Genomic DNA, 19,389 nt, shown 5'->3' on the forward strand with positions numbered 1-19,389 from the left:
GGCGCAGGTGCCCGTACGGTTCCCGGCACACCCCTCAGCCGTCGAGGAACTCCGCGCACCGCAACGGCCCCAGCACCGGCCCCTCCCCCGGGCGGATCGTCACCTCCACGTCGTCCGCCCGGGCCTCCGCCTCACGCACGGACTGGAAGCTGGCGAGCGTGCAGACCAGTTGTCCCGTCACCTGGTCCCGCGCCTCCGCCCAGTACGGGTCCTCCAGCTCCACCGTGACGCGGGTTCCGTCCCCGGTCACGGTGTAGCCGCCGGGGGCGTGGAGCAGCGTGGTCAGCCCCTCGCGCCGCTCGGCGGCCGTCGGCCCCTCGGCGAGCAGCTTCATCACCGCGTCGAGGCTGCCGACCTCCCGGTCGAGCAGGGGCACGGCCCGCAGCCCGGCGTCGGACGCGAAGTACAGCCGCATCCCGCGCGTCAGCCCGGACGCGGGCTCGCCCGCCTCTATCACCCCGGTCGGCTGGACCCCGCACCCGACGAGCGCGACCCCCAGCACCGTGAGGACGACCCCCCGCCAGTGCCCCCTCCGTCCCCCTCCCCGCCAGCGCCTCACCCGTCCCCCTCCTCCTCCAGGTGCCGCAGGGGCAGTCGCAGCGTGAACACCGCGCCGCCCTCCGGGCGTTGGGCCACCTCGATGGTGCCGCCGTGCAGCCGGGCGTTCTCCAGCGCGATGGCCATACCGAGGCCGCTGCCCTGCCCGAAGCCGCCCTGCCCCAAGCCTTCGCCCTGCCCGAAGCCTTCGCCCTCCGTGAGGCCGCCGCCCTCCGTGAGGCCGCGGCCCCGGCCGCCGTCCCCGGCCGTGCTCCGCGTGCGCGCCGCGTCCGCCTTGTAGAACCGGTCGAAGACCCGCTCCCGGGCCTCCGGCGGCAGCCCGGGGCCGTGGTCGGCGACCTCCAGCGTCACCCGGTCACCGCCGGACGCGGCCAGGGTGACCGTGACCGGCGGCGCCCCGTGCCGCAGCGCGTTGCCCACCAGGTTCGCCACGATGACGTCGACGCGCCGCCGGTCGACCACGGCCCGTACGTCCTCGCGGAGTTCGAGGGTCACCCGGTCCGTCCACCCGCGCAGCGCCAGCGACGCCCGTACGGTGTCGGCGAGGTCCGTCACGGACGCGTTGAGCCGGGCCGCCCCGGCGTCGAAGCGGGAGATCTCCATCAGGTCCTCGACCAGCCGGGACAGCCGGGCCGTCTCCGCGCCGACCGTACGGGCCGCGTGGGCGGCGTCCGGCGGCAGCTGGTCGGCGTCCTCCTCCAGGACCGTCGCCACCATCGTCATCGCCGCGAGAGGCGTGCGCAGTTCGTGCGACACGTCCGCCACGAACCGTCGCGCCTTCGCCTCCTGCGCCCGCAACTCCGCGTCGGACGCCTGGAGCGCGTCGGCGGTCTCGTTGAACGTCCGCGCCAGTTCGGCCAGTTCGTCGTGACCGCGCACCGCGACCCGGCTTCCGAGGTCCCCGGCGGCGAGTTCACGGGTGGCCCGCCCCAGCTTCCGTACCGGCCGCAGGACCGTCCCGGCGGCCAGCAGCGCCAGCAGCGCTGCCAGCACCACCACGGGCACGGTTCCCGTCCGTACGGAGTCCAGCAGGGCGGCCGTGTCGTCGCGCTCGGCCCGCAGGTCGGTGATCACGAAGACCTCCAGGCCCGAGGTGCGCCGGTCCCCGTCGGCGTACGTCACGGGTGTGCCGACGACCAGGTACGGATCGCCCCGCCACTGGACCCGCTGGAACCGGGCCCCCTCCCCGGACCGGACGGCGGCCCGCAACTCGGCGGTGATCCGGCCCTCCGTGTCGGCGTACGCGTCCGAGACCGCCGACAGGTCCTGGTGGCGGACGACCACGATGCGCGCGCCCAGGCCCTCGGAGACCTTCGCCGCGAACCGGGACAACGACTGCTGGTCCGGCGGCAGATCGAGCCCGGCGGCGACGGCGGCGACCCGCTCCCGGAGGTCGTTCACGGCGGTGTTCTGGGTGCGCTGGAGGACGGCGGTGCGGGCGTCCCGGTAGGCGAGGGCGGTCGCGGTCACCGCGCTGACGAGGGCGACGAGGACGAAGGTGACCACGAGCCTGACCCGCAGCCCGCCGACGAGCCGCCGCGAGCCGCGCCCGAGCAGCTGCCGGAAGGAGCGCCCGGTCTGCCGCCGGAGGACGGGCCGCGGGGTGGCCCGGGAGGCGGACCGGGAGGCGGATCGGGAGGCGGATCGAGGTTCGGACCGGAGCGCGGGCCGGCTCACAGCGGCCCGAAGCGGTAGCCGAAGCCCCGCACGGTCTGTACGTACCGGGGCCTGGCCGGCACGTCCTCGATCTTGGCCCGCAGCCGGCCCACCGCCGCGTCCACCAGCCGGGAGTCGCCCAGGAAGGTGTGGTCCCACACCGAGGCCAGGAGCTGCTCCCGGGTGAGGACCCGGCCGGGCGAGGCCGACAGCTCCAGCAGAACCCGCAGTTCGGTGGGCGGAAGGGGGACGGCCGCCCCGTGCTTGGTCACGGTCAGCCCGGCCCGGTCGATCACCAGACCGGCGTGATCGGTGCGGTCGGCGTCGAGGGCCTGCGCGTCGGGCCCCTGACGGGGATACGGTTCCGCGCGGCGCAGGGCGGCCCGGATGCGGGCCTCCAGGACGGGCGCGGTGACCGGCTTGACCACGTAGTCGTCGGCCCCCGCCTCCAGCCCGGTCACGATGTCCCGGTCGTCGCCGCGCGCGGTCAGCATGATGACCGGGAGCGTCGCCGTACGGGCCCGGATGCGGCGGCACACCTCGAAGCCGTCCATGCCGGGCAGCATCAGGTCCAGCACGGCCAGTTCGACCCGCGCGCCCCGCTCCCCGGCCAGCAGCGCGAGGGCCTGCTCACCGGTGGCGGCCGTCTCCACGCCGTACCCGTGCCGGCGCAGCACGAGCTCCATTCCGTCCCGTACGGACGCGTCGTCCTCGATGAGCAGCACATGCGGCATGAGGCCGATTATGCGCGCGCCGGGTCCGTCCCCGCCTCCTCCCCCGAGGGCGGACGCGCAGGTCGGAGGCATTGTTACCTTCCCATCACGTGGCCATGGACGGGCCGTCATCCTCGGCGGCCAGCGTGAGGCCCATGAGCTTCTCCACCACCACCGCCGGGCTCCGCCTGGCCGCCTTCGTGGCCGTGCCCGTACTCGCCCTCACCGTCGCCTGCGGCGGCAGCGACGACGCCACCGGGACCAGGGGCCACGACGCCGTCGCCGACGTACCGTCCCCGAAGAGCGGGTCCTCCGAGGCCGCGAGCACCCCGAGCACCCCGAGCACGAAGCCCGCCGGCAAGAGCGCCTACTACGACGCCCAGGTCGCGTTCGTCCAGTGCATGCGCGCCAAGGGCGGCTACAAGGACTACCCCGACCCCAAGCTCAGCGGCCACCTCGACTGGGACGAGATCAACCGGATCGGCTCCCAGCCCGGCCGCAACGAGGGCATCAAGGCCGGAAAGAACAACGTCTGCGTGGACGAGCTCCAGGCGTCCATGGCGGTCGAGCCCAAGCGCGACCAGCAGAAGTCCTACGAGTCGATGCTCGCGCACGCCCAATGCATGCGGGACAACGGCATCAGCCGGTTCACCAACCCGGTGATGTCCGGCGGCAACGCGGTACCCGGCGGCGACCCGAACCCGGCCTCCCCGGTCTACGACCCCGAGTCACCGGCGTACAAGGAGGCCCGGGAGGCGTGCGCGTCGAAGCTCCTCGACGGCCTGGACGGCATGCAGTGAAGCGCCGTACCCCCTATGTCGCGCTCGGCGCGGTGACCGCCGCCGTCGTGGTCGCCGTCGGTCTCTCCGGAGGCGTTCCGTTCCTCGGGAAGGGCGACGACGCGAACGCCTCCGGCAGGGGCGACGGCCTGCCGCCCGCCACGGCCGCCGTCGTCCGCACCGACCTCGTCCTCTCCAAGACCGTCGACGGCAGGATCGACTTCGCCCAGCGCCGCGCCGTCAAGGCCGCCGTGGAGGGCACGGTCACGGTGGCGGCCTCCGAGGGGAAGACCGTGACGCGAGGGCAGGCGCTGTACGAGCTGAACGACAAGCCGGTCACGCTCCTCTACGGGCCGGTCCCGGCGTTCCGCGGGATGAAGACGGGCGACCGGGGCAGCGACGTCCTCCAACTGGAGCGCAACCTGCGGGACTTGGGTTACGGGGACGGGTTGTACGTCGACACGGAGTACGGCAAGGACACCGAGGCCGCCGTCAAGCGGTGGCAGAAGCACCTCAACCGGGAGACCACCGGCAGGGTCGGCCGGGGCGACGTCGTCTTCCAGCCCGGCGAGGTCAAGGTGGTCTCCGCCGACGCGGCCCTCGCCGACCAGGTCGGGCCGGACGGGCCCGTCCTGACGATCGCCTCCACCAAGCCGGTCGTCCGGGCCCTCCTGGACCAGGCCGACGGCGCGCTCACCGCGCGCGGCACGAAGGTGGAGGTGGCCCTGCCCAGCGGGAAGACCGTGGGCGGGAAGGTCGCCGGGACGGTACGCCCCGAGGAGGGCGGCGCCGAGGCCGAGGCCCAGGAGGGCATCACCGTCGAGGTCGTCCTCGACGGAGGCCCCGGCGCGGCCTCCGGAGAGGACGCCGAGGCGGCGGCGAGCGTGACGTTCGTCAGCGAGGCCCGCGAGGGGGTCCTCGCGGTGCCGGTCGAGGCGGTGGTGGCGCTGCGCGGCGAGAACGGGGGGTACGGGCTCCAGATCGTCCGGGGTGCGACCTCCACGATGGTCCGGGTGGAGACGGGCATGACGGCCGACGGGCAGATCGAGGTCAGCGGCGCGGAACTGCGCGAGGGCATGAAGGTGGGGGTGGCGAAGCCATGACACAGCCGCCCCCGGACCCACGGCCCTCCCCGCTCTCGCCTGCCCCGGCCCCGGCCCCCGCCGCTGCCGCTGCCTTCGGCGCCCCCGCCGCCCTTGGCGCCCCCGCCGCCTTTGGCGCCGCCCCCACCGCCGCTCCCGTCGTCGAACTCCGGAACGCCACGAAGTCCTACCCCGGCGGCGTCCACGCCCTGCGCGCCGTGAACCTCACGGTCCACGAGGGCGAACTCCTCGCGGTGGTCGGCCCGTCCGGCTCCGGGAAGTCCACGATGCTCAACATCATGGGCACCCTGGACCGGCCCACCACGGGTACGGTCCGGGTCGCCGGATACGACGTGTCCGCGCTCTCCGACGCCCGTCTCTCCGCCCTGCGCGCCCGCCACATCGGCTTCGTGTTCCAGCACTTCCACCTGGCGGCGGGCCGCGACGCGCTGGACAACGTCGCCGACGGGCTGCTGTACACGGGCGTCTCCTCCCGGGAGCGGCGCAACCGGGCGCGCGAGGCGCTGGCCCGCGTACGGCTGGACCACCGGGCCTCGCACACCCCGAACGAGCTGTCCGGCGGCGAGAAGCAGCGCGTGGCCATCGCCCGCGCCCTGGTGGGAGAGGTCCGGCTGCTGCTGGCGGACGAGCCGACCGGGGCGCTGGACACCGCATCGGGCGAGATCGTCATGGAGCTGCTGCACGAGCTGAACGCGTCCGGCACCACGGTGTGCGTGATCACCCACGATCACGGGATCGCGGCCTCGCTGCCGCGCCGGGTCCGCTTCAGGGACGGCGAGATCGTGGCGGACGAACGCTCCTGCGCACGTACACCGGACGACCGCCGCTCCACTCCGCGTAAGGAGGCCGACGCGTGACCCGTACCCACGACCTCAAGCCCGCCCGTCTCTCCCCCCGGGACGTCCTGCGCGTCGGTGCGGTCGGCCTGCGGGCGCGCCGGGCCCGGGTGGTGCTCTCGGCGCTCGGGATCGCCATCGGCATCGCGACGATGGTCGCGGTCGTCGGCCTGTCCGAGTCGAGCCGCGCGGACCTGATGTCCCGGCTCGACCGTCTCGGCACCAACCTCCTCACCGCCGAGGCGGGCGAGGACCCGCTCAAGGGCACGGTCCAACTGCCCAGGAACGCGGTGGCGATGGTCGAGCGGATCGGCCCGGTGCGGCACGCCACGGCCACCGCCGAGGTCGACGCCCGCATCCGCCGCAGCGACGTCGTCCCCGAGGAGCGCACCGCCGGGGTCACCACCCAGGCGGCCCGGACCGATCTGCTCTCCACGCTCGGTGGCGAGGTGGCGCGGGGCACCTGGCTGACCCCGGCAGGCGAGCGCCTGCCCACCACCGTCCTGGGCGCGGTGGCGGCGGACCGCCTCGGCATCACCCGCCCCGGCGAGACGATCATGCTGAACGACACCCGGTTCGTCGTCGTCGGGATCCTCGAACCCGTCGAGCTGGTCCCGACCCTGGACCGGGTGGCCCTGATCGGGTTCCCCGCCGCGGCACGCCACTTCGGCTTCGACGGCCGCCCCACCACGATCTTCGAGCGCTCCACGGACGCCTCCGTCGAGGACGTACGGGCGGTGCTGGCCCGCACGGTCAGCCCCGGCAACGAGGCCGACGTCCGGGTCTCGCGCCCCTCGGACGCGCTGGCAGCCCGCGCCGCCGCCGACAAGGGGCTGACGGCCCTGATGCTCGGGCTCGGCGCGGTGGCCCTCCTGGTCGGCGGGGTGGGCGTCGCCAACACGATGGTGATCTCCGTGCTGGAGCGCCGGCAGGAGATCGGCCTGCGCCGCTCGCTGGGGGCGACGCGCAACGCGATCCGGCTCCAGTTCCTGACCGAGTCGCTGCTCCTGTCCGCGCTGGGCGGCGTCGCGGGCGCGTTGCTGGGCTCGGTGGCCACGTACGGGTTCGCGCGGGCGCAGGGGTGGACGACGGTGGTCCCGCCCTGGTCCCTGGCGGGCGGCCTGACCGCGACCCTGCTGATCGGCGTGGTCGCGGGCCTCTACCCGGCGATCCGTGCCTCCCGCCTGCACCCGACGGTGGCGCTGAACGCGACGTGAGGACGTCCGAGGTCAGGAGCCCACCCGGGTCAGGAGGACCGCAGCGGGTCAGGAGCCCACCCGGGTCAGGGGCTGACCCGCTCGATGCCGCGGCGCTCGGCGATCTTCGCCATGGTCAGGCAGTACAGCGGGGCGAAGACCAGTTCGAGGACGAGGGCCTGCCACGGGGCGTCGGCCGCGGTGCCGCTGTCGTCGAGTACCCCGAAGCCCGCCGCCAGGCCGAACGCCAGCACGTTGTTGGCGACGTGCAGGACGATCACCGCTTCGAGACCGCCGGTACGGATCACCAGCCAGCCCCACCACAGTGCCGAGTAGAGCAGCAGGAGGAAGCCGGAGAGTTCGCCGAACCCGTGGGCCAGGGCGAACAGAAGGGACGCGAGGACGATCGCGGGCCAGGGCGAACGCACGACCCGGCCGATGACCTGGACCAGCCAGCCCCGGAAGATGTACTCCTCTGCGGCGGCCTGGAACGGGACGAGCGCCAGCACCACGGCCAGGCTCAGCAGAAAGTACGGCCAGCCCGGGAAGCCGGTACCGGCCTCCGTGAGCGGTTCCGCGTCCCAGGTCCAGGCGATCAGCAGGCCCATCTGCACGGCCATCAACGGGAAGCCCACGGCGGCGCAGCGGCCCACCCAGCCCCAGCGCAGCCGCCCGAGGACGGAGGACACGGTCCCGGCCGGTCGCCGGCCGAGGCCGCGGGCGACCCACAGGACGATGGGTATGCCGATCGCGATGCCGAAAAGCTGTACGGCCAGATCCGCGACCGGGTCCTCGAAGAAGACCTCGCTGTCCGGCGAGGCGGGCCCCGCGTCCAGCACGTGGGCGATGACCGCGCCGACCGCACTGACGGCCAGCACGCCCAGCACGACCAGCACGAGGGCGAGCAGCAGTTCGCCCAGCCAGCCGAACCGTCCGCCCTGACCGTTGCGCCCCTGCTCGTCGTAGCGGGAGCCCGAGGGTGCACGCACCGGCCCGGATGCCGGGCGGCTCCACTCCGGGGGCCGGTCCCAGCCCTGCCGGGCGGGGTCGGGCGGACGGGGCGGCTCGGCCGCCGAGGACGGCGGCGACCAGGGCGACGAGGGCGGGGGTGACGAGGGCGGGGGCGGCGGCATGTCAGAAGGGGGGTTCACACCAGCGATCTTCGGCGCGCACGCCGTACGGGTCAACGCAGGGGTCCGGCAGGGCGAACACGCGGCGCGGCGAGCCGGAACACGCGACGCGGGCGCGGTGGGGGCGCGGCGCGGGTGCAGTGCGGGCGACGAAGCCCGAACGCCCACCGGGGTTGCTGTGGCAGACTGCGTCGACCGAATGGTCCACACCACGTGTATCAGGAGTCCGGCATGACGGCAGCGACGCCCCACCCTCCGATCGACACCAGCAAACCCCACTCGGCCCGGGTCTACGACGCGCTCCTCGGGGGCAAGGACAACTACCTGGTGGATCAGGCGATGGCCGAGCTCCTGCCCGTCGAGGCGAAGATCGGCGCCCACCAGCAGCGCGCGTTCATGAACCGCTCGACGGCCTGGCTGGCGGGCGAGGGCGTGACGCAGTTCCTCGACATCGGGACGGGCATCCCCACCGCGCCGAACCTGCACCAGACGGCCCAGGAGATCCGCCCGTCCGCCCGGGTCGTCTACTGCGACAACGACCCCATCGTCCTGCGCCACGCGGAAGCCCTGCTGATCAGCCGGCCCGAGGGCGTCACCAACTACGTCCACGCCGACGTCCGCGAGCCCGCGATCATCCTCGACGCAGCCCGCGAGACCCTGGACTTCGACCGCCCGATCGCCCTGTCGCTCCTCGGCCTCCTCCACTTCCTGCCGGACGCCGAGGACCCGATCGGCATCGTCCGTACGTTCACGAGCGCCATGGCGCCCGGGAGTTACGTCGTGCTGTCCCACGGCGCGTCCGACGTGAACCAGCAGCTCGGACGGCAGAGCGAGGACGAGTACAAGAAGGGCGGCATCCAACTGTCCCTGCGGACCCGTGAGGAGTTCTCGCGGTTCTTCGAGGGCCTGGAGATCGTCGCACCCGGCCTGGTGAAGGCCCCGGAGTGGTTCAACGGCACCCCCGCCCCCGCCCAGGAGCACAGCGGTATCTACGTGGCGGTGGCCCGGCTCCCGTAACCGGGAGGACCCTGCCCCTCGGGAAGGCGCTGAACCACACGGCACCTGGCCCGGCGCCGGGACGGAGCGAGACCGCGCCGCGGTGATCAAATCGTTGCCGCGCCGCGCACAACCGCGCACCCCCCTCCCCGGTCCCACAGTCAGCCGCGAGGAAACCCTCGGGCAGGCGCGCGCCTGCGCGCGCGGCCCCGGGCGGCAGGGGAGAGGACAGGTTCGAAGTGAAGAGAACGACGCGGAGAGCGGTGGTGGCCGGTGCGGCCGCCGCCGTGCTCACCGGAGTGGCGGCGGCCGCACCGGCCGGAGCGGCGGAGGGCGGGGTCGCCTTCTCCAGGGTCACGGTGAACGGCGGGAAGCCGATCGTGATCGGGGTCAAGAAGGAGGTCGAGGTGTACGCGACCTTCCGGATGACGACCAAGCTCAAGCACACGTCCTCGCCGTCGGTGTTCCCCTACCGGGGAAAGCTGAGCAACATGGACACGATGCACACGGCCATCATCGGTAGTGACTGCAAGGTCGTGAACAAGGCTCAGGGAACCTGCGACTTCGAGGAATGGCTGTACATCGACCCGCGGCACACCGACTTCGGGAACGAGGACGCCGGCACCTGGCGGACCGCCGCGCGGCTCTTCCTCCCCAAGGACTCCCAGGACGTTGACGACGAGGACCACGCCGTGCAGCTGAAGCGGGCCACGCGTGTCACGGTCAACGCCTCGCCGGAGCCGGTCGTGAAGGGCAAGACGCTCACCGTCACCGGAAAGGTCACCCGGGCGAACTGGGACACCCACACGTACCAGGGGTACGGGGGCCGCTCGGTGAGCCTGCAGTTCAAGGCGGCGGGCTCCTCGTCGTACAAGACGGTCAAGAAGGCGAAGTCGAGCAGGACGGGAGTGCTCAAGACCACGGTGAAGGCCACCGGGGCAGGCACGTGGCGCTGGACGTACTACGGCAACTCCACGGCCGGCGGCAGCTCGTCGACCGGGGACCGGGTCGCCATCCGGTAGGCGTGGCCGGCGGCAAGGTGGCGGACGGGCTGCTGGACGTCCGTCTCGCCCGCGGCTGTGGCCCGGATCGTGGAGTACGAGGCCGGGCCCGGAAGGAGCGGGCGGAGCCGGGGAGGGTGTGGAGCGGGCATCCGCGGGGAAGTGCCGGAGACGAGTTGCGGGATCTCCGGCGGCCGGCAGGAGAACGTGGTCATTGCCGGGACCATCACCTTCACCACTGCGGGCAAACGTGTCCCCGCGTCTCTGCAGGATCCTCTCCGGTGGCCGCTGGCCGGCGGCTGGGATGCGCTCGCGGCGGGCACTCACCGATCACGCCCCGACGACGCCGTTTCTCCTTGCGTTCCCCGGGATCAGGACGCAGCCATTCGCACCAGGCTCACGGAAACCGCCTGCCGCGAAGCCGCCGACGCCGAGCAGCAGATCGACGACGCGGACGTCGTACGACCCGACCCAGAGCGGGAAGAACAGGCCGACGACCATCAGCAGGAGGCAACTGATCAGTACGGTTCCGATCGATCCGATCAGCACCATGAGGGACCGGCCGACGCTCACCACGACGATGGCTCGCTGTGCCGGGTCGTCAAGGCCGGTGAGGGCCATGCTCAGCCACGTCGCGCAGACGAACAGCGCGCCCCCCGAGGAAGCGTACGCTGATCTGCTCGTTCGCCATCGGCGTCGCGATACTGCCTAGGCCCCGCCCCGCGGACCACCGTCGGCTGCTCTGACGGGTGTTGTGCTGCACGGCTGCCGCGGAAAGGATTGGGTAGTTGCTGTACTACTTGATCGGGAGTCCATTGTGAGTCTGACCGGCCAGATACTTCCGCTCGTGGGTGTCGCCCTGGGGGCTGTCACGTCGTTCCTGGTGAGCAGCGTGAACGAGCGTACGAGGTGGCGCAGACAGCAAGCCGTACGATGGGACGAGCACCGCTTGACTGCCTATGCCGATTACGCTCACGCCGTCAAAGAGGTAGCGGCTCGCTGCCAGATGATCGCAGCCGCCCGCGGGTTGGTGTCAGGGCCCGTGCCATTGGATCCGACACCCGAAGTTCTTTCGGATCTGAGCCAGTTGGAGTCTCGCCGTTCTGCGCTGTCGGAAACGCTCGGGCTGCTTGGTGACACAGAGACGAACACCGCGTCCAAGACCCTGGACCACTGCTTGTGGCGGTTGGAGTGCCTGGCTCGGGGCGTTGCCACAGAAGTCGAACAGAACTGGGATCAGGCGTATCTGGAGTTCCGGGATGCTCGGAGTCGCTATGTTGAACACGCTCGGGCAAACCTCGGTGTTTCAGGGGCTGTTGCACGAGAAGTGGCTTGGCCGGCCGCATGGCGTCCTGCGGCCGGGGCGTCGTCGTCTTCACTATGACGCACGGAGAACAGGTGAGGTCTGAAGCCGGAGTCGGATTGCGGCGACTGTGACGGTGCCGCGGAGGACGCGGCTCTGCCGGGTGGATGTCTGGTGCTCCAGCGCCGCGACGCCTGATCCGTCCTGGCGGTGGTCGAAGCGGCACCAGCGGACCGAGCCCTTCGGCGATGCGCTGATCTTCAGTTTGGTCGACCGGAGACCGGGTCGCCACCCGGAAGGTGTAGTCGGTGGAGGCATTGGGGGAGAGGGAAGGGGAAAGGGAGAAGACGGGTTGGGGAAGCGTTCCTCCGGTGAACTCGCTGACCCGGGCAGGTGATTGCGGTCGTCCGGGCTGGGCCGGGGCGGAGGGCGACCGGTAGAACGCGGTGGTGATCAGGAACCTCGTGCGCGGTATCAGCGCGCTCTCCCTCGCCCTCGTACCCCTTCTCCCGCCACCCGCAGCGCAGGCCGCCCAGGCCGCTCCGGCCGCGGAGGTGATGCCCCTGGCCGACGCGGTCGGCCTGCTGAAGGTGACCGAGGAGAACCGCGCCGGCTACACCCCTTCGTCGTTCCGGCACTGGAACGCGGGCGAGGACACGACGGACGGCTGCGACACCCGAGCCGAAGTCCTCCTCGCCGAAGCCGTCGTCGCACCGGCCGTGGAGGCCAACTGCGTGCTGACCGGCGGCGGGTGGACGTCCTACTTCGACGGCCAGGAGGTCACCGGCACCGGGTCCCTGGAGGTCGCCCACATGGTCGCGCCCGCCGAGGCCTGGGATTCGGGCGCCTCCGCGTGGACTGCGACGCGGCGGGAGGCCTACGCGAACGACCAGGGGGCGGAAGTCTCCCTGGTCGTGGTGACAGCGCGCACCAACCGGCAGAAGGCGGACAAGGACCCGGCGGACTGGATGCCGCCGTCCCCGGAAGTCCAGTGCCGGTATACGGGGGAATGGGTGTCGACCAAGCTCCGCTGGCAGCTCACCGCGGACGACCGCGAGCTGGAAGCGCTGAAGGTGTACGCCGAGGGGCCGTGCGAGGACACCGTCGTCCGCTACACACCAGCCGGTGAACCGGTCTGAGACCTCCTTGCGGAGCGACCTCATAGCGTGCCGCCGGGCGGGATGGGTACCGTTCGGCCGTGACCTTGACCGACTTGAAGGACGGCTTTCGCGATGACGACCAGCGGCAGTGCGTCCAAGCAGTGGTTCACAGTCGCCTCGCGGACGACCGGGAGCCGCAGGAATGTCGCCACCTGATGCGCTTCTGGTGGCAGCTGATCATGCCGTACCAGGAAGTCTCGCTTGAGGAGCTGCACCTGAACGTCGGCAAGCAGAAGCTGGACGCCCTCAGTGAACTGATCAGCGCCATCCGGTCCTCGCACGACGCGATCGATGCGTGGCTTGCCACTGCCGAGGCAACGTTCCCGGTGATTCAGGATCGCGGCTTCCGATCGGGCAGCGCCGGCTGAGGCACGAGCGGGCCACGCGCCGCCGGCACCATCACTTCCTCACGGCACACCCCGCCCCCCAGCCAGGCCATCTCGTGCAGCAACCCGCTGTCCATGGAGGGGTCCTGGACCGTGGGCAGCGACCGCCAGTCCAGCGCCACGTGCCGGGTGCGGGGTGCCGGGTGCCGGGTGCGAGCAGGAAGTACATGCTGCGCTCACCGAGACCGGAGCGGACGCCGGGCCGGGCGTGGGGGCCGGTGAACTGCAGGATTTCGCCGCACCCTGAGCAACGCCGGGGCAGTTGGCACCGGAAGTCGCTCACCCGCGCGGCGTGGCGGGCAGGACGGCGGTGAGACGCCAGCCGTCGTCACCGTACGGCCCCGCCGAGAGGGTCCCGCCGAGGGCCTGTGCGTGCTCGGTGAGAGCGGGGAGGCCCAGGCCGCCCCGGGAGGCGCGGCGGCGGGCCGGGGCGCGGGCACTGCGGTCGTTGGTGACCCGGATCTCCACCGTGGTGGCCGTCGGCACGAACGCGACGGTGGCGCGGGAGGCGTCAGGGGCGTGCCGGCGGATGTTGGTCAGCGCCTCGACGACGATGCGGTAGGCGGCGGTGCCCGCCTCGCGGGAGAGCACTTCCGTGACCGCCGGAGGCAGATCCAGATGCGCCTCGGTGGCTCCCGCCGAGGTGAAGTTCGCGATCAGAGCACCTAGTTGGGAGATGTCGGGGAGCGGTTCGGTGGTGGGAGCATCCGGACCGTGCAGCATCTCCACCGTCCGGTCCATCGCGGCCAGGGCGCTCAGGCCCGCCTTCTCGATGCTTTCCAGGGCGAGCATCGCCTGGGAGAGGTCGGTGGCGGCGACGAAACGCGCCGCCTGGGCCTGGACGACGATCCCGCTGATGTCATGGGCGACGAAGTCGTGCAGGTCGCGGGAGAGCTGTAGTCGCTGGGCGCTGCGGGCCTCGGCCACCGCTCGCCGACGACGCGCTTCCTGGCGGCGGAGGTGGGCGCCGGCCGCCACGGCGGCCGCTGCGGGAAGAAGCCAGAAGGTGGCGATGCCGATGGACTCCAGGAAGGACTCGTCGGGGACCAGCACCAGCGGCCAGACGGTCACCGCGAGGGCGGCCGCCGGGAGGGCCTGCCGGAGCTCGCGCGGGGGTGACCAGCGGGTGATCAGGGTCAGGAGGATCAGCAGGAAGGCGACCTCCACCAGCTTCCAGACGGAGGCGAAACCAGCCGTCGGCAAGGCGGAGGTGGTGATCAGGGAGAGGGCCGCGCAGACCGTGGTCGGGTGGGCGAGGCGGCCGAGCCGCTGACGGAGCGCGGCACGGGGGCGGGCGACGGCCCACACCAGCGCGCCCGCTGCCGCGAGCGACGGCAGAGCACCGAACGCCTGGCCGGCCGGGCCGGTTGATTCCCACATGTGATCAGCGTACGAGCGGGCGCGCTGGCGGGGCTCTCTGCCGAACGGCATAGATGAGGCGGCCGGCGGCGTGATCTCCGTGCCGATCGGCCGATGGAATCGCGGAGCGCCGACGGTGAGGCTTGAGCCGTCCGACCGACCACGGCACCACAAACACCCTTCATCTCTTGGGAGTTCATCATGCGCAACACCGCAATCGGCACTACGGCGATCGTCGCCGTCGTCACCGGGCTGGTCGCGGCCGGGCCCGCTCCCGCAGCCCCTGCCACGTCCACGTCCACGTCCGCGTCCGCGTCTGCGTCCGCCGGGAAGAAGCCGGTGAAGAACGCGAGCGTCCACGGGGAAGCGCGCATCTCCTACATCGAGTCGGTCGACGACGACATCCGCTTCACCATCCACGCCGAACAGACGCCATTCACCCGGCCGATGCCCCCCAAGGCCCCCCAGGGCCTGTCCACGGACGCCCGAGGCACCCTGAAGCTCTCCCACACCTCCCGGAGCGGAGCCGCGGGGTGGGCGGAGGCCCGGGTGGACTGCCTGGTCACCAGCGGCCGGACGGCGACCCTGACCGCAGTCGTGACGAAGTCGAACGTCGAGGAGATCGGCGCCCGGCTGGGCATCAGCGTGCAGCAGGGCGGCAGGGGCGAGCCGGACCGGCTCGGCTTCTCCTGGGGGGTGGTGAACGTCGACCCGGAGAACGTGGACGAGAACGGCCTGCCCGTAAGTCCGCGGGCAGGTACGTGCATGGCGCCCGCACCGTTCACGACCGTGATCAAGGGCGGCTACGAGGTCGTCCACGCCGAGATCACCAAGTCTCCCACGCAGCCAGGGGCGACGGCCCGCCGTGGCTGACACCCTGGTCGCCGGAACGGCCGTCACCGCCGTGCCCCGCGTCCCCCGTTCCATCCGCTGTGCGGCGCACGCCGCCGCGCTGACCCTGGTGCCTACCGGGCTGTGGCGCGTCGCCATCGCCTTCGGCTGGGACTCCGGCTTCACCGAGGAGAACCTCAGCCCGGACAACTTCCCCAGCACCGAGTCCTTCTACCTCATCGGCCTCAGCCTGCTGGCCGAGGCACTCGGACTGCTCACCCTGGGCCTGGTCCACCGATGGGGTGAGGAGTTCCCGCACTGGGTGCCTGCCCTGGGCGGCCGGAGAATCCCCGTACCGGCGGCGGTGATCCCCGCGTCGCTCGGCGCGGCGCTCGTCACTCTCATCACGGTGAGCGGCGCGTTCAACTGGAACGACGCGGACAACATGGGGGCCGCCGGGTCCCCCGACGGATTCCACTACTGGCTGATGACCGCCTGCTATCTCCCTCTGCTGGCCTGGGGCCCGCTGCTCGCGGTGGTCACGGCGGCCTACTACCTCCGCCGACGCCCGGGGCGGTGCCGCTGAGCCCTCGAAGGCCGACCGGGCCCACCTTGCGGGTGCGGCCCGGTTACGACACCGTGCAGAGGCAGCTGATGCCGGTGGACATGGAGAATCACCCGGCACGGCGGCGGCGGTGACGACAGGGAGCAGCACATGATCCGCATGAGCAGAGACGCGAACGGGGCACTCGAACCGCGTCTGCGCCTGAGCGGCGTCATGGCGCGCGGCGCGGCGTACGGCGTGGGGGCCGCGGTCTGCGTGGCCGTCGCCGTATTCACCGTGCGGGAGCACGACACCCGCCTCGACCTGCTGGAAGCGACCACCTATCTGGGACTGGTGACGGGCGCGGTCTTCTTGGTGATCGGGCTGTTCTTCTGGGCGTGCAGCCTCGGTGACATCCTGCGCTGGCGGGACTTCTTCACGACGACCGGCCCCCATGAAGTGGTCTCCGTCGTCGGACCGTCCCTGGTCCGCGCCGGCACCTTCCTGCTGGTCCCTGTTCCGTTCGCCTACGGTCTGGGCGAACTCGTCGCGTCGGCGGCGTACGGCTCCTGGTTGAGGGGGGCTTGAGGGTACTGCCGCCGCCGCTCGGAACCGTGCGATCAGGTGCCCGGGAACCTCCCAGCGCGCCTCGGGACGCCCCGTACATGCCGCCCTTGAGCACCAGGGGCACGTCCGGCTCTCCGGGGAATGCGGCCGCGGCAGGTCAGCGGTCAGGACGAGGGGGCAGGCCCCACCGGTACCGGGGTCTCGGCGGCCCAGAAGTCGGATAGGCATTGGGGGTGGGGAGCTCTCCCTCGTACGCGCGGCCGTTGGCCACCTTCATGGGCGCGGCCACCTTCGACTCGTCAACGCAGGGCTGGTGACCTCGAAGAACGCCTGCCCCTTGTAGCCGGACTTGACTTCGATGCCGAAGCCGTCCGGGGACGAGGCGATGATCGTGGGCAGGTCCTTGCTCGGATTCACCATCTTGATCCGGTTGTCGCTCGCTCTCCAGAAACGCTCGACCACGCCGAGGAAGTTGCCTCGACGCTGTTCGGAGACGACCGTCATCACAGTCCGGTAGCGCGTCACGTCGCAGCTGCCGGTCATCGACGCACGGGATCCCGCCGGACTCCTTGGCTGCCGTACCCACGGTGAGCGATCCGTGGGAATGCCCGATCGCCGTGGACGCTGCTCGCTCGCGCCGGCGCCCCGGGACACCCGTGGGACGACTACCGCAACGCCTCCGCCACCAGCCCTTCGAGGCTGGCGGCGGAGGCGGTTACGGGGTACGACATGCGGTGCTGGTGGGACTAGTTGGCCGGCGGCGGGGTGATGACGGGGGTGCCGAAGCTGCCGTTGCCCTTGCCCGGGTAGGCGAGAATGTTGCCGTTGGCGTGCAGGGCGACGAGGTCGTGCTTCTTGTCGGCGTTGAAGTCCGAGGAGTCGAGCAGACGGATGTTCTGCCAGCCGTCACCGGTCTTGACGCCGGCGCTGAAGGTGCCGTTGCCCTTGCCCTCGTAGAGGTTCAGGCTGCCATTGTCGTGCACGGCGTAGATGTCGATCCGGCCGTCGCCGGTGAACTCACCGCCGGCGATCATACGCATGCCGTCCCATCCGGTACCGGCCTGGACACCGGCGGCGAAGCCGTTGCCCTTGCCCGCGTAGAAGTAGAGGGTGCCGTTGGTGTGGAGGGCCATCAGGTCGGCCTTCTTGTCACCATTGAAGTCACCGGCGCCGAGCAGGCGGAAGTTGTTCCATCCAGTGCCGACGACCGAGGACCCGGTGACCCCGCCCGTCCCGTTGCCGGGGTAGAGGTAGAGGCTGCCGCCGGTGTGGGTGCCGAGGATGTCCGGCTTGCCGTCTCCGGTGAAGTCGGCGGTGCTCAGCATGCGCATCCCGCTCCACCGGCCCGGGCTGACCTTGGCGGGCGCGCCGAATCCGCCCTGGCCGTCACTGGGGTGGAGGTAGAGGAGCTCGTCGTCCGCGTCGACGGCGAGCAGGTCGCCCTTGCCGTCGCCGTTGAAGTCGGTGGACGTCATCAGCAGCGCCCACGACCGCTTCACGGTCGTAGCGATCCAGTCGGTCACGTCGTCGGTGCGCGTGGCGAGGGCATCGGTGCGGGTCTCGGTCACACCCAGGCAGCCGCCCTGGAAGGAGCGGGTGGCGATGCCCTGGAGTTCGACGCCGCCGGCGGTGTCCCTCAGCAGCGGAGCCCCGGTGTCGCCTTTGCACAGCGCGTCGTTCACCGTGGCGCCGGTCAAGGACAGCTCGGTGGCGGAGACCGAACCCACCGTCATCGATGCCGCGTGGGCCGTGTCCGGCACCCACTCCGTCTTGGTGCGGCCGAAGCCGACCGCCCGCAGGGTGTCGGCCTGGGCCGCGGGAGAGGCGCTCACCACGAAGGGCGTGATGCCGGCGGCGGGCGCGGCGATACGAGCCATGACCAGGTCGCGGCCGGCGGAGGGGATCAGCTCGACGACTTCGGAGACGTGTCCGACGGTGCCCGACAGCGAGCTGCGGCCGATGGTCGCCATGGTCTTCAGGGCGGGCTTGCCCGCGGGGATCTCCACCGATCCGCCAGGGTTGGCGGAGAAGCAGCTCGCCGCGGTCAGCACCCACTGGCGGTCGACCAGCGCGCCGGAACAGGAGCGGGCGGTGTCGCCTTCACCGATGTGGAGGCGTGCGGTGGATGCCTGAAGAGCGGCGGGGGCCGCGGAACCGGCAACGGCCACGGCCTGCGTGCCGGTGAAGGTGGCAGAGCCTGCGGTGGCTGCCAGGACCACTCCGAGTATGACGAGGCGTGTGCTGGTGCGTGTACGTCTGCGGGGCACGGGTCGGATCATCCTTGCTGTAGTTCGAAGGACGACGGGAAAGGGGCGTCGTCCGCTACGGCTGGTGCGATGAGCCGCTCGGAGCCCGACCCGCCCGACGCCCCTCCCGCCGTCACGCGGATCGACGCGTCGGCGTGAGCCCGCCGAAGGAAATCCACCCACTGGCCCAGCATTGCCGATCACCGAATGAAAGCAGCCGCAGGAAGATCGGACCAAGTGATAACCAACGAGTAAAGCATGCCAAAAACCGCTTCGCGGACGTGAGTTGTGTCACCCTCGCAAAGGTTGTAGCAATTTTACGCAGAATGTGGTCCTGAGCACGGCCGGCAAGCTCAGTCCTCCTGGCCCGGGGTGGTGGACAGCACCAGCGAGACGGGCTCCGTCTGCTGGTTGGAGGCGGAGACGCGGGTGGTGTGGCGGGCGAGGCGCAGCCCCATGGCCGTGAGGGCGTCGGTGTCGTAGAGCGCGCACAGGAGCGCCGCCGCGGCCGGGAGCGACAGCGGAGTGGCCGGATCGTGCCCCAGCAGGGCGGCCGTTTCGGGGTCGTTGAGGGCGGCCTGCCCGGCGTGGGCGAGTACCTGACGGGGGTCGTCGACGATGAGCTCGTCGATCTGGATCCGCTGGGCGCGGACGCGCAGGTCGAGGGGGCGGGCCGGGACGGACCGCGGGGCCCCGACGACGGACCGGAGCTTCGGACGGGCCGGACAGGTCAGGTCGGTCACGTCGGTCAGGTGGTTCATGCGGTGGGCTCCAGAGAACGGGCCGCCGGAACGGCAGTGCACGGAACGGCTGGGGCGGCCGGGGGGCTGGGGCGGGAACAGGGAACAGGGAGGGCGGGAACACAGGGAGGAAGGGAGGAAGGGAGGAGGGAGGAGGGAGGACGGGAACAGTCGGGGGGCGAGCTGGGACAGCGGGGGCGGAGCTGAAGCAGAGCGAACAAGATCGGCCCGGTCTCGCCGAGTTGGCGTGTGGTGGAGTCGGACATGCTTACCTTGAGAGCGCCG

The 19,389-nt window shown here is 71.7% G+C and carries 21 protein-coding genes; 11 read left to right on the forward strand and 10 right to left on the reverse strand.

The window, feature by feature from the left end; translation table 11 throughout:
• Positions 1 to 34 precede the first annotated feature (34 nt).
• The 3 genes from CR470_RS05065 to CR470_RS05075 form a co-directional block, all read right to left on the reverse strand.
• Positions 35 to 559: a GerMN domain-containing protein gene (locus tag CR470_RS05065; protein WP_097866376.1), complete on the reverse strand. Its 525-nt coding sequence runs from the start codon at positions 557 to 559 to the stop codon at positions 35 to 37.
• The gene (locus tag CR470_RS05070; protein WP_257138424.1) at positions 556 to 2,064 is read right to left on the reverse strand and encodes a sensor histidine kinase; all 1,509 of its coding nucleotides are present in this window, start codon (positions 2,062 to 2,064) and stop codon (positions 556 to 558) included. The genes CR470_RS05065 and CR470_RS05070 overlap by 4 nt, the downstream gene beginning before the upstream one ends.
• Before the next feature lie 167 nt (positions 2,065 to 2,231).
• Complete coding sequence (locus CR470_RS05075; RefSeq protein ID WP_097866377.1) at positions 2,232 to 2,948, reverse strand: response regulator transcription factor; 717 nt, start codon at positions 2,946 to 2,948, stop codon at positions 2,232 to 2,234.
• 134 nt (positions 2,949 to 3,082) lie between these two features.
• Between CR470_RS05075 and CR470_RS05080 the strand changes: the two genes are divergently transcribed.
• From CR470_RS05080 to CR470_RS05095, 4 genes are read left to right on the forward strand one after another with little or no spacing between them, the layout of a single operon-like run.
• Entirely contained in the window at positions 3,083 to 3,727 is a 645-nt protein-coding gene (locus CR470_RS05080) for a hypothetical protein (RefSeq protein ID WP_097866378.1), read from the forward strand.
• Complete coding sequence (locus CR470_RS05085; protein WP_097866379.1) at positions 3,724 to 4,809, forward strand: peptidoglycan-binding protein; 1,086 nt, start codon at positions 3,724 to 3,726, stop codon at positions 4,807 to 4,809. Before CR470_RS05080 ends, CR470_RS05085 begins: the two co-directional genes overlap by 4 nt.
• Positions 4,806 to 5,666, forward strand: a complete 861-nt coding sequence (locus CR470_RS05090; RefSeq protein ID WP_097866380.1) for an ABC transporter ATP-binding protein — start codon at positions 4,806 to 4,808, stop codon at positions 5,664 to 5,666. The genes CR470_RS05085 and CR470_RS05090 overlap by 4 nt, the downstream gene beginning before the upstream one ends.
• Complete coding sequence (locus CR470_RS05095) at positions 5,663 to 6,862, forward strand: ABC transporter permease (protein ID WP_097866381.1); 1,200 nt, start codon at positions 5,663 to 5,665, stop codon at positions 6,860 to 6,862. Before CR470_RS05090 ends, CR470_RS05095 begins: the two co-directional genes overlap by 4 nt.
• Positions 6,863 to 6,927: 65 nt before the next feature.
• Here CR470_RS05095 and CR470_RS05100 read toward each other — a convergent pair whose 3' ends face one another.
• Complete coding sequence (locus CR470_RS05100) at positions 6,928 to 7,830, reverse strand: CPBP family intramembrane glutamic endopeptidase (RefSeq protein WP_097866382.1); 903 nt, start codon at positions 7,828 to 7,830, stop codon at positions 6,928 to 6,930.
• A gap of 372 nt (positions 7,831 to 8,202) precedes the next feature.
• Between CR470_RS05100 and CR470_RS05105 the strand changes: the two genes are divergently transcribed.
• On the forward strand, positions 8,203 to 8,988 hold the full coding sequence (locus CR470_RS05105) for an SAM-dependent methyltransferase (RefSeq protein WP_097866383.1): 786 nt from the start codon (positions 8,203 to 8,205) through the stop codon (positions 8,986 to 8,988).
• A 218-nt stretch (positions 8,989 to 9,206) separates the two neighbouring features.
• A complete protein-coding gene (locus tag CR470_RS05110; protein ID WP_257138426.1) occupies positions 9,207 to 9,989 on the forward strand; it encodes a hypothetical protein in 783 nt (260 codons plus the stop codon).
• On the opposite strand, the gene CR470_RS05115 is transcribed toward CR470_RS05110, so the two are convergent.
• A complete protein-coding gene (locus CR470_RS05115) occupies positions 9,929 to 10,183 on the reverse strand; it encodes a hypothetical protein (protein WP_143663769.1) in 255 nt (84 codons plus the stop codon). The genes CR470_RS05110 and CR470_RS05115 overlap by 61 nt on opposite strands.
• A 115-nt stretch (positions 10,184 to 10,298) precedes the next feature.
• Positions 10,299 to 10,589, reverse strand: coding sequence for a hypothetical protein (locus CR470_RS05120; protein WP_097866386.1), 291 nt, complete (start codon positions 10,587 to 10,589; stop codon positions 10,299 to 10,301).
• A gap of 1,131 nt (positions 10,590 to 11,720) precedes the next feature.
• Here CR470_RS05120 and CR470_RS05130 point away from each other — a divergent pair.
• Together CR470_RS05130 and CR470_RS05135 are read left to right on the forward strand one after the other, a co-directional pair.
• Entirely contained in the window at positions 11,721 to 12,410 is a 690-nt protein-coding gene (locus tag CR470_RS05130) for a GmrSD restriction endonuclease domain-containing protein (RefSeq protein ID WP_373561389.1), read from the forward strand.
• 59 nt (positions 12,411 to 12,469) lie between these two features.
• On the forward strand, positions 12,470 to 12,799 hold the full coding sequence (locus CR470_RS05135; RefSeq protein ID WP_097866389.1) for a hypothetical protein: 330 nt from the start codon (positions 12,470 to 12,472) through the stop codon (positions 12,797 to 12,799).
• Between the two features lie 297 nt (positions 12,800 to 13,096).
• Here CR470_RS05135 and CR470_RS05145 read toward each other — a convergent pair whose 3' ends face one another.
• Entirely contained in the window at positions 13,097 to 14,197 is a 1,101-nt protein-coding gene (locus CR470_RS05145) for a sensor histidine kinase (RefSeq protein WP_097866407.1), read from the reverse strand.
• Between the two features lie 180 nt (positions 14,198 to 14,377).
• Here CR470_RS05145 and CR470_RS05150 point away from each other — a divergent pair, with 180 nt between their 5' ends.
• From CR470_RS05150 to CR470_RS05160, 3 genes are all read left to right on the forward strand, one after another.
• Entirely contained in the window at positions 14,378 to 15,049 is a 672-nt protein-coding gene (locus CR470_RS05150) for a hypothetical protein (protein WP_097866390.1), read from the forward strand.
• A complete protein-coding gene (locus tag CR470_RS05155; RefSeq protein ID WP_097866391.1) occupies positions 15,042 to 15,593 on the forward strand; it encodes a hypothetical protein in 552 nt (183 codons plus the stop codon). The genes CR470_RS05150 and CR470_RS05155 overlap by 8 nt, the downstream gene beginning before the upstream one ends.
• Positions 15,594 to 15,722: 129 nt before the next feature.
• Complete coding sequence (locus tag CR470_RS05160) at positions 15,723 to 16,139, forward strand: DUF6336 family protein (RefSeq protein ID WP_097866392.1); 417 nt, start codon at positions 15,723 to 15,725, stop codon at positions 16,137 to 16,139.
• A 252-nt stretch (positions 16,140 to 16,391) separates the two neighbouring features.
• Here CR470_RS05160 and CR470_RS05165 read toward each other — a convergent pair whose 3' ends face one another.
• From CR470_RS05165 to CR470_RS05175, 3 genes are all read right to left on the reverse strand, one after another.
• The gene (locus CR470_RS05165) at positions 16,392 to 16,661 is read right to left on the reverse strand and encodes a hypothetical protein (protein ID WP_306667786.1); all 270 of its coding nucleotides are present in this window, start codon (positions 16,659 to 16,661) and stop codon (positions 16,392 to 16,394) included.
• A 203-nt stretch (positions 16,662 to 16,864) separates the two neighbouring features.
• Positions 16,865 to 18,385: an FG-GAP-like repeat-containing protein gene (locus CR470_RS05170; RefSeq protein WP_257138429.1), complete on the reverse strand. Its 1,521-nt coding sequence runs from the start codon at positions 18,383 to 18,385 to the stop codon at positions 16,865 to 16,867.
• A gap of 332 nt (positions 18,386 to 18,717) precedes the next feature.
• A complete protein-coding gene (locus CR470_RS05175; RefSeq protein WP_097866393.1) occupies positions 18,718 to 19,125 on the reverse strand; it encodes a hypothetical protein in 408 nt (135 codons plus the stop codon).
• Positions 19,126 to 19,389: the final 264 nt, after the last annotated feature.

The organism is Streptomyces sp. rh34 (genome assembly GCF_002551245.1).
Taxonomy (GTDB): Bacteria; Actinomycetota; Actinomycetes; order Streptomycetales; family Streptomycetaceae; genus Streptomyces.

Excerpts from the sequence above, each read along its gene's own strand:
- CR470_RS05160 (WP_097866392.1), top strand. The coding sequence starts at position 15,723 with ATGATCCGCATGAGCAGAGACGCGAACGGGGCACTCGAACCGCGTCTG.
- CR470_RS05115 (WP_143663769.1), bottom strand. The coding sequence starts at position 10,183 with ATGACCACGTTCTCCTGCCGGCCGCCGGAGATCCCGCAACTCGTCTCC.
- CR470_RS05090 (WP_097866380.1), top strand. The coding sequence starts at position 4,806 with ATGACACAGCCGCCCCCGGACCCACGGCCCTCCCCGCTCTCGCCTGCC.
- CR470_RS05145 (WP_097866407.1), bottom strand. The coding sequence starts at position 14,197 with ATGTGGGAATCAACCGGCCCGGCCGGCCAGGCGTTCGGTGCTCTGCCG.
- CR470_RS05120 (WP_097866386.1), bottom strand. The coding sequence starts at position 10,589 with ATGGCCCTCACCGGCCTTGACGACCCGGCACAGCGAGCCATCGTCGTG.
- CR470_RS05080 (WP_097866378.1), top strand. The coding sequence starts at position 3,083 with ATGAGCTTCTCCACCACCACCGCCGGGCTCCGCCTGGCCGCCTTCGTG.
- CR470_RS05075 (WP_097866377.1), bottom strand. The coding sequence starts at position 2,948 with ATGCCGCATGTGCTGCTCATCGAGGACGACGCGTCCGTACGGGACGGA.
- CR470_RS05105 (WP_097866383.1), top strand. The coding sequence starts at position 8,203 with ATGACGGCAGCGACGCCCCACCCTCCGATCGACACCAGCAAACCCCAC.
- CR470_RS05150 (WP_097866390.1), top strand. The coding sequence starts at position 14,378 with ATGCGCAACACCGCAATCGGCACTACGGCGATCGTCGCCGTCGTCACC.
- CR470_RS05165 (WP_306667786.1), bottom strand. The coding sequence starts at position 16,661 with ATGACCGGCAGCTGCGACGTGACGCGCTACCGGACTGTGATGACGGTC.
- CR470_RS05175 (WP_097866393.1), bottom strand. The coding sequence starts at position 19,125 with ATGAACCACCTGACCGACGTGACCGACCTGACCTGTCCGGCCCGTCCG.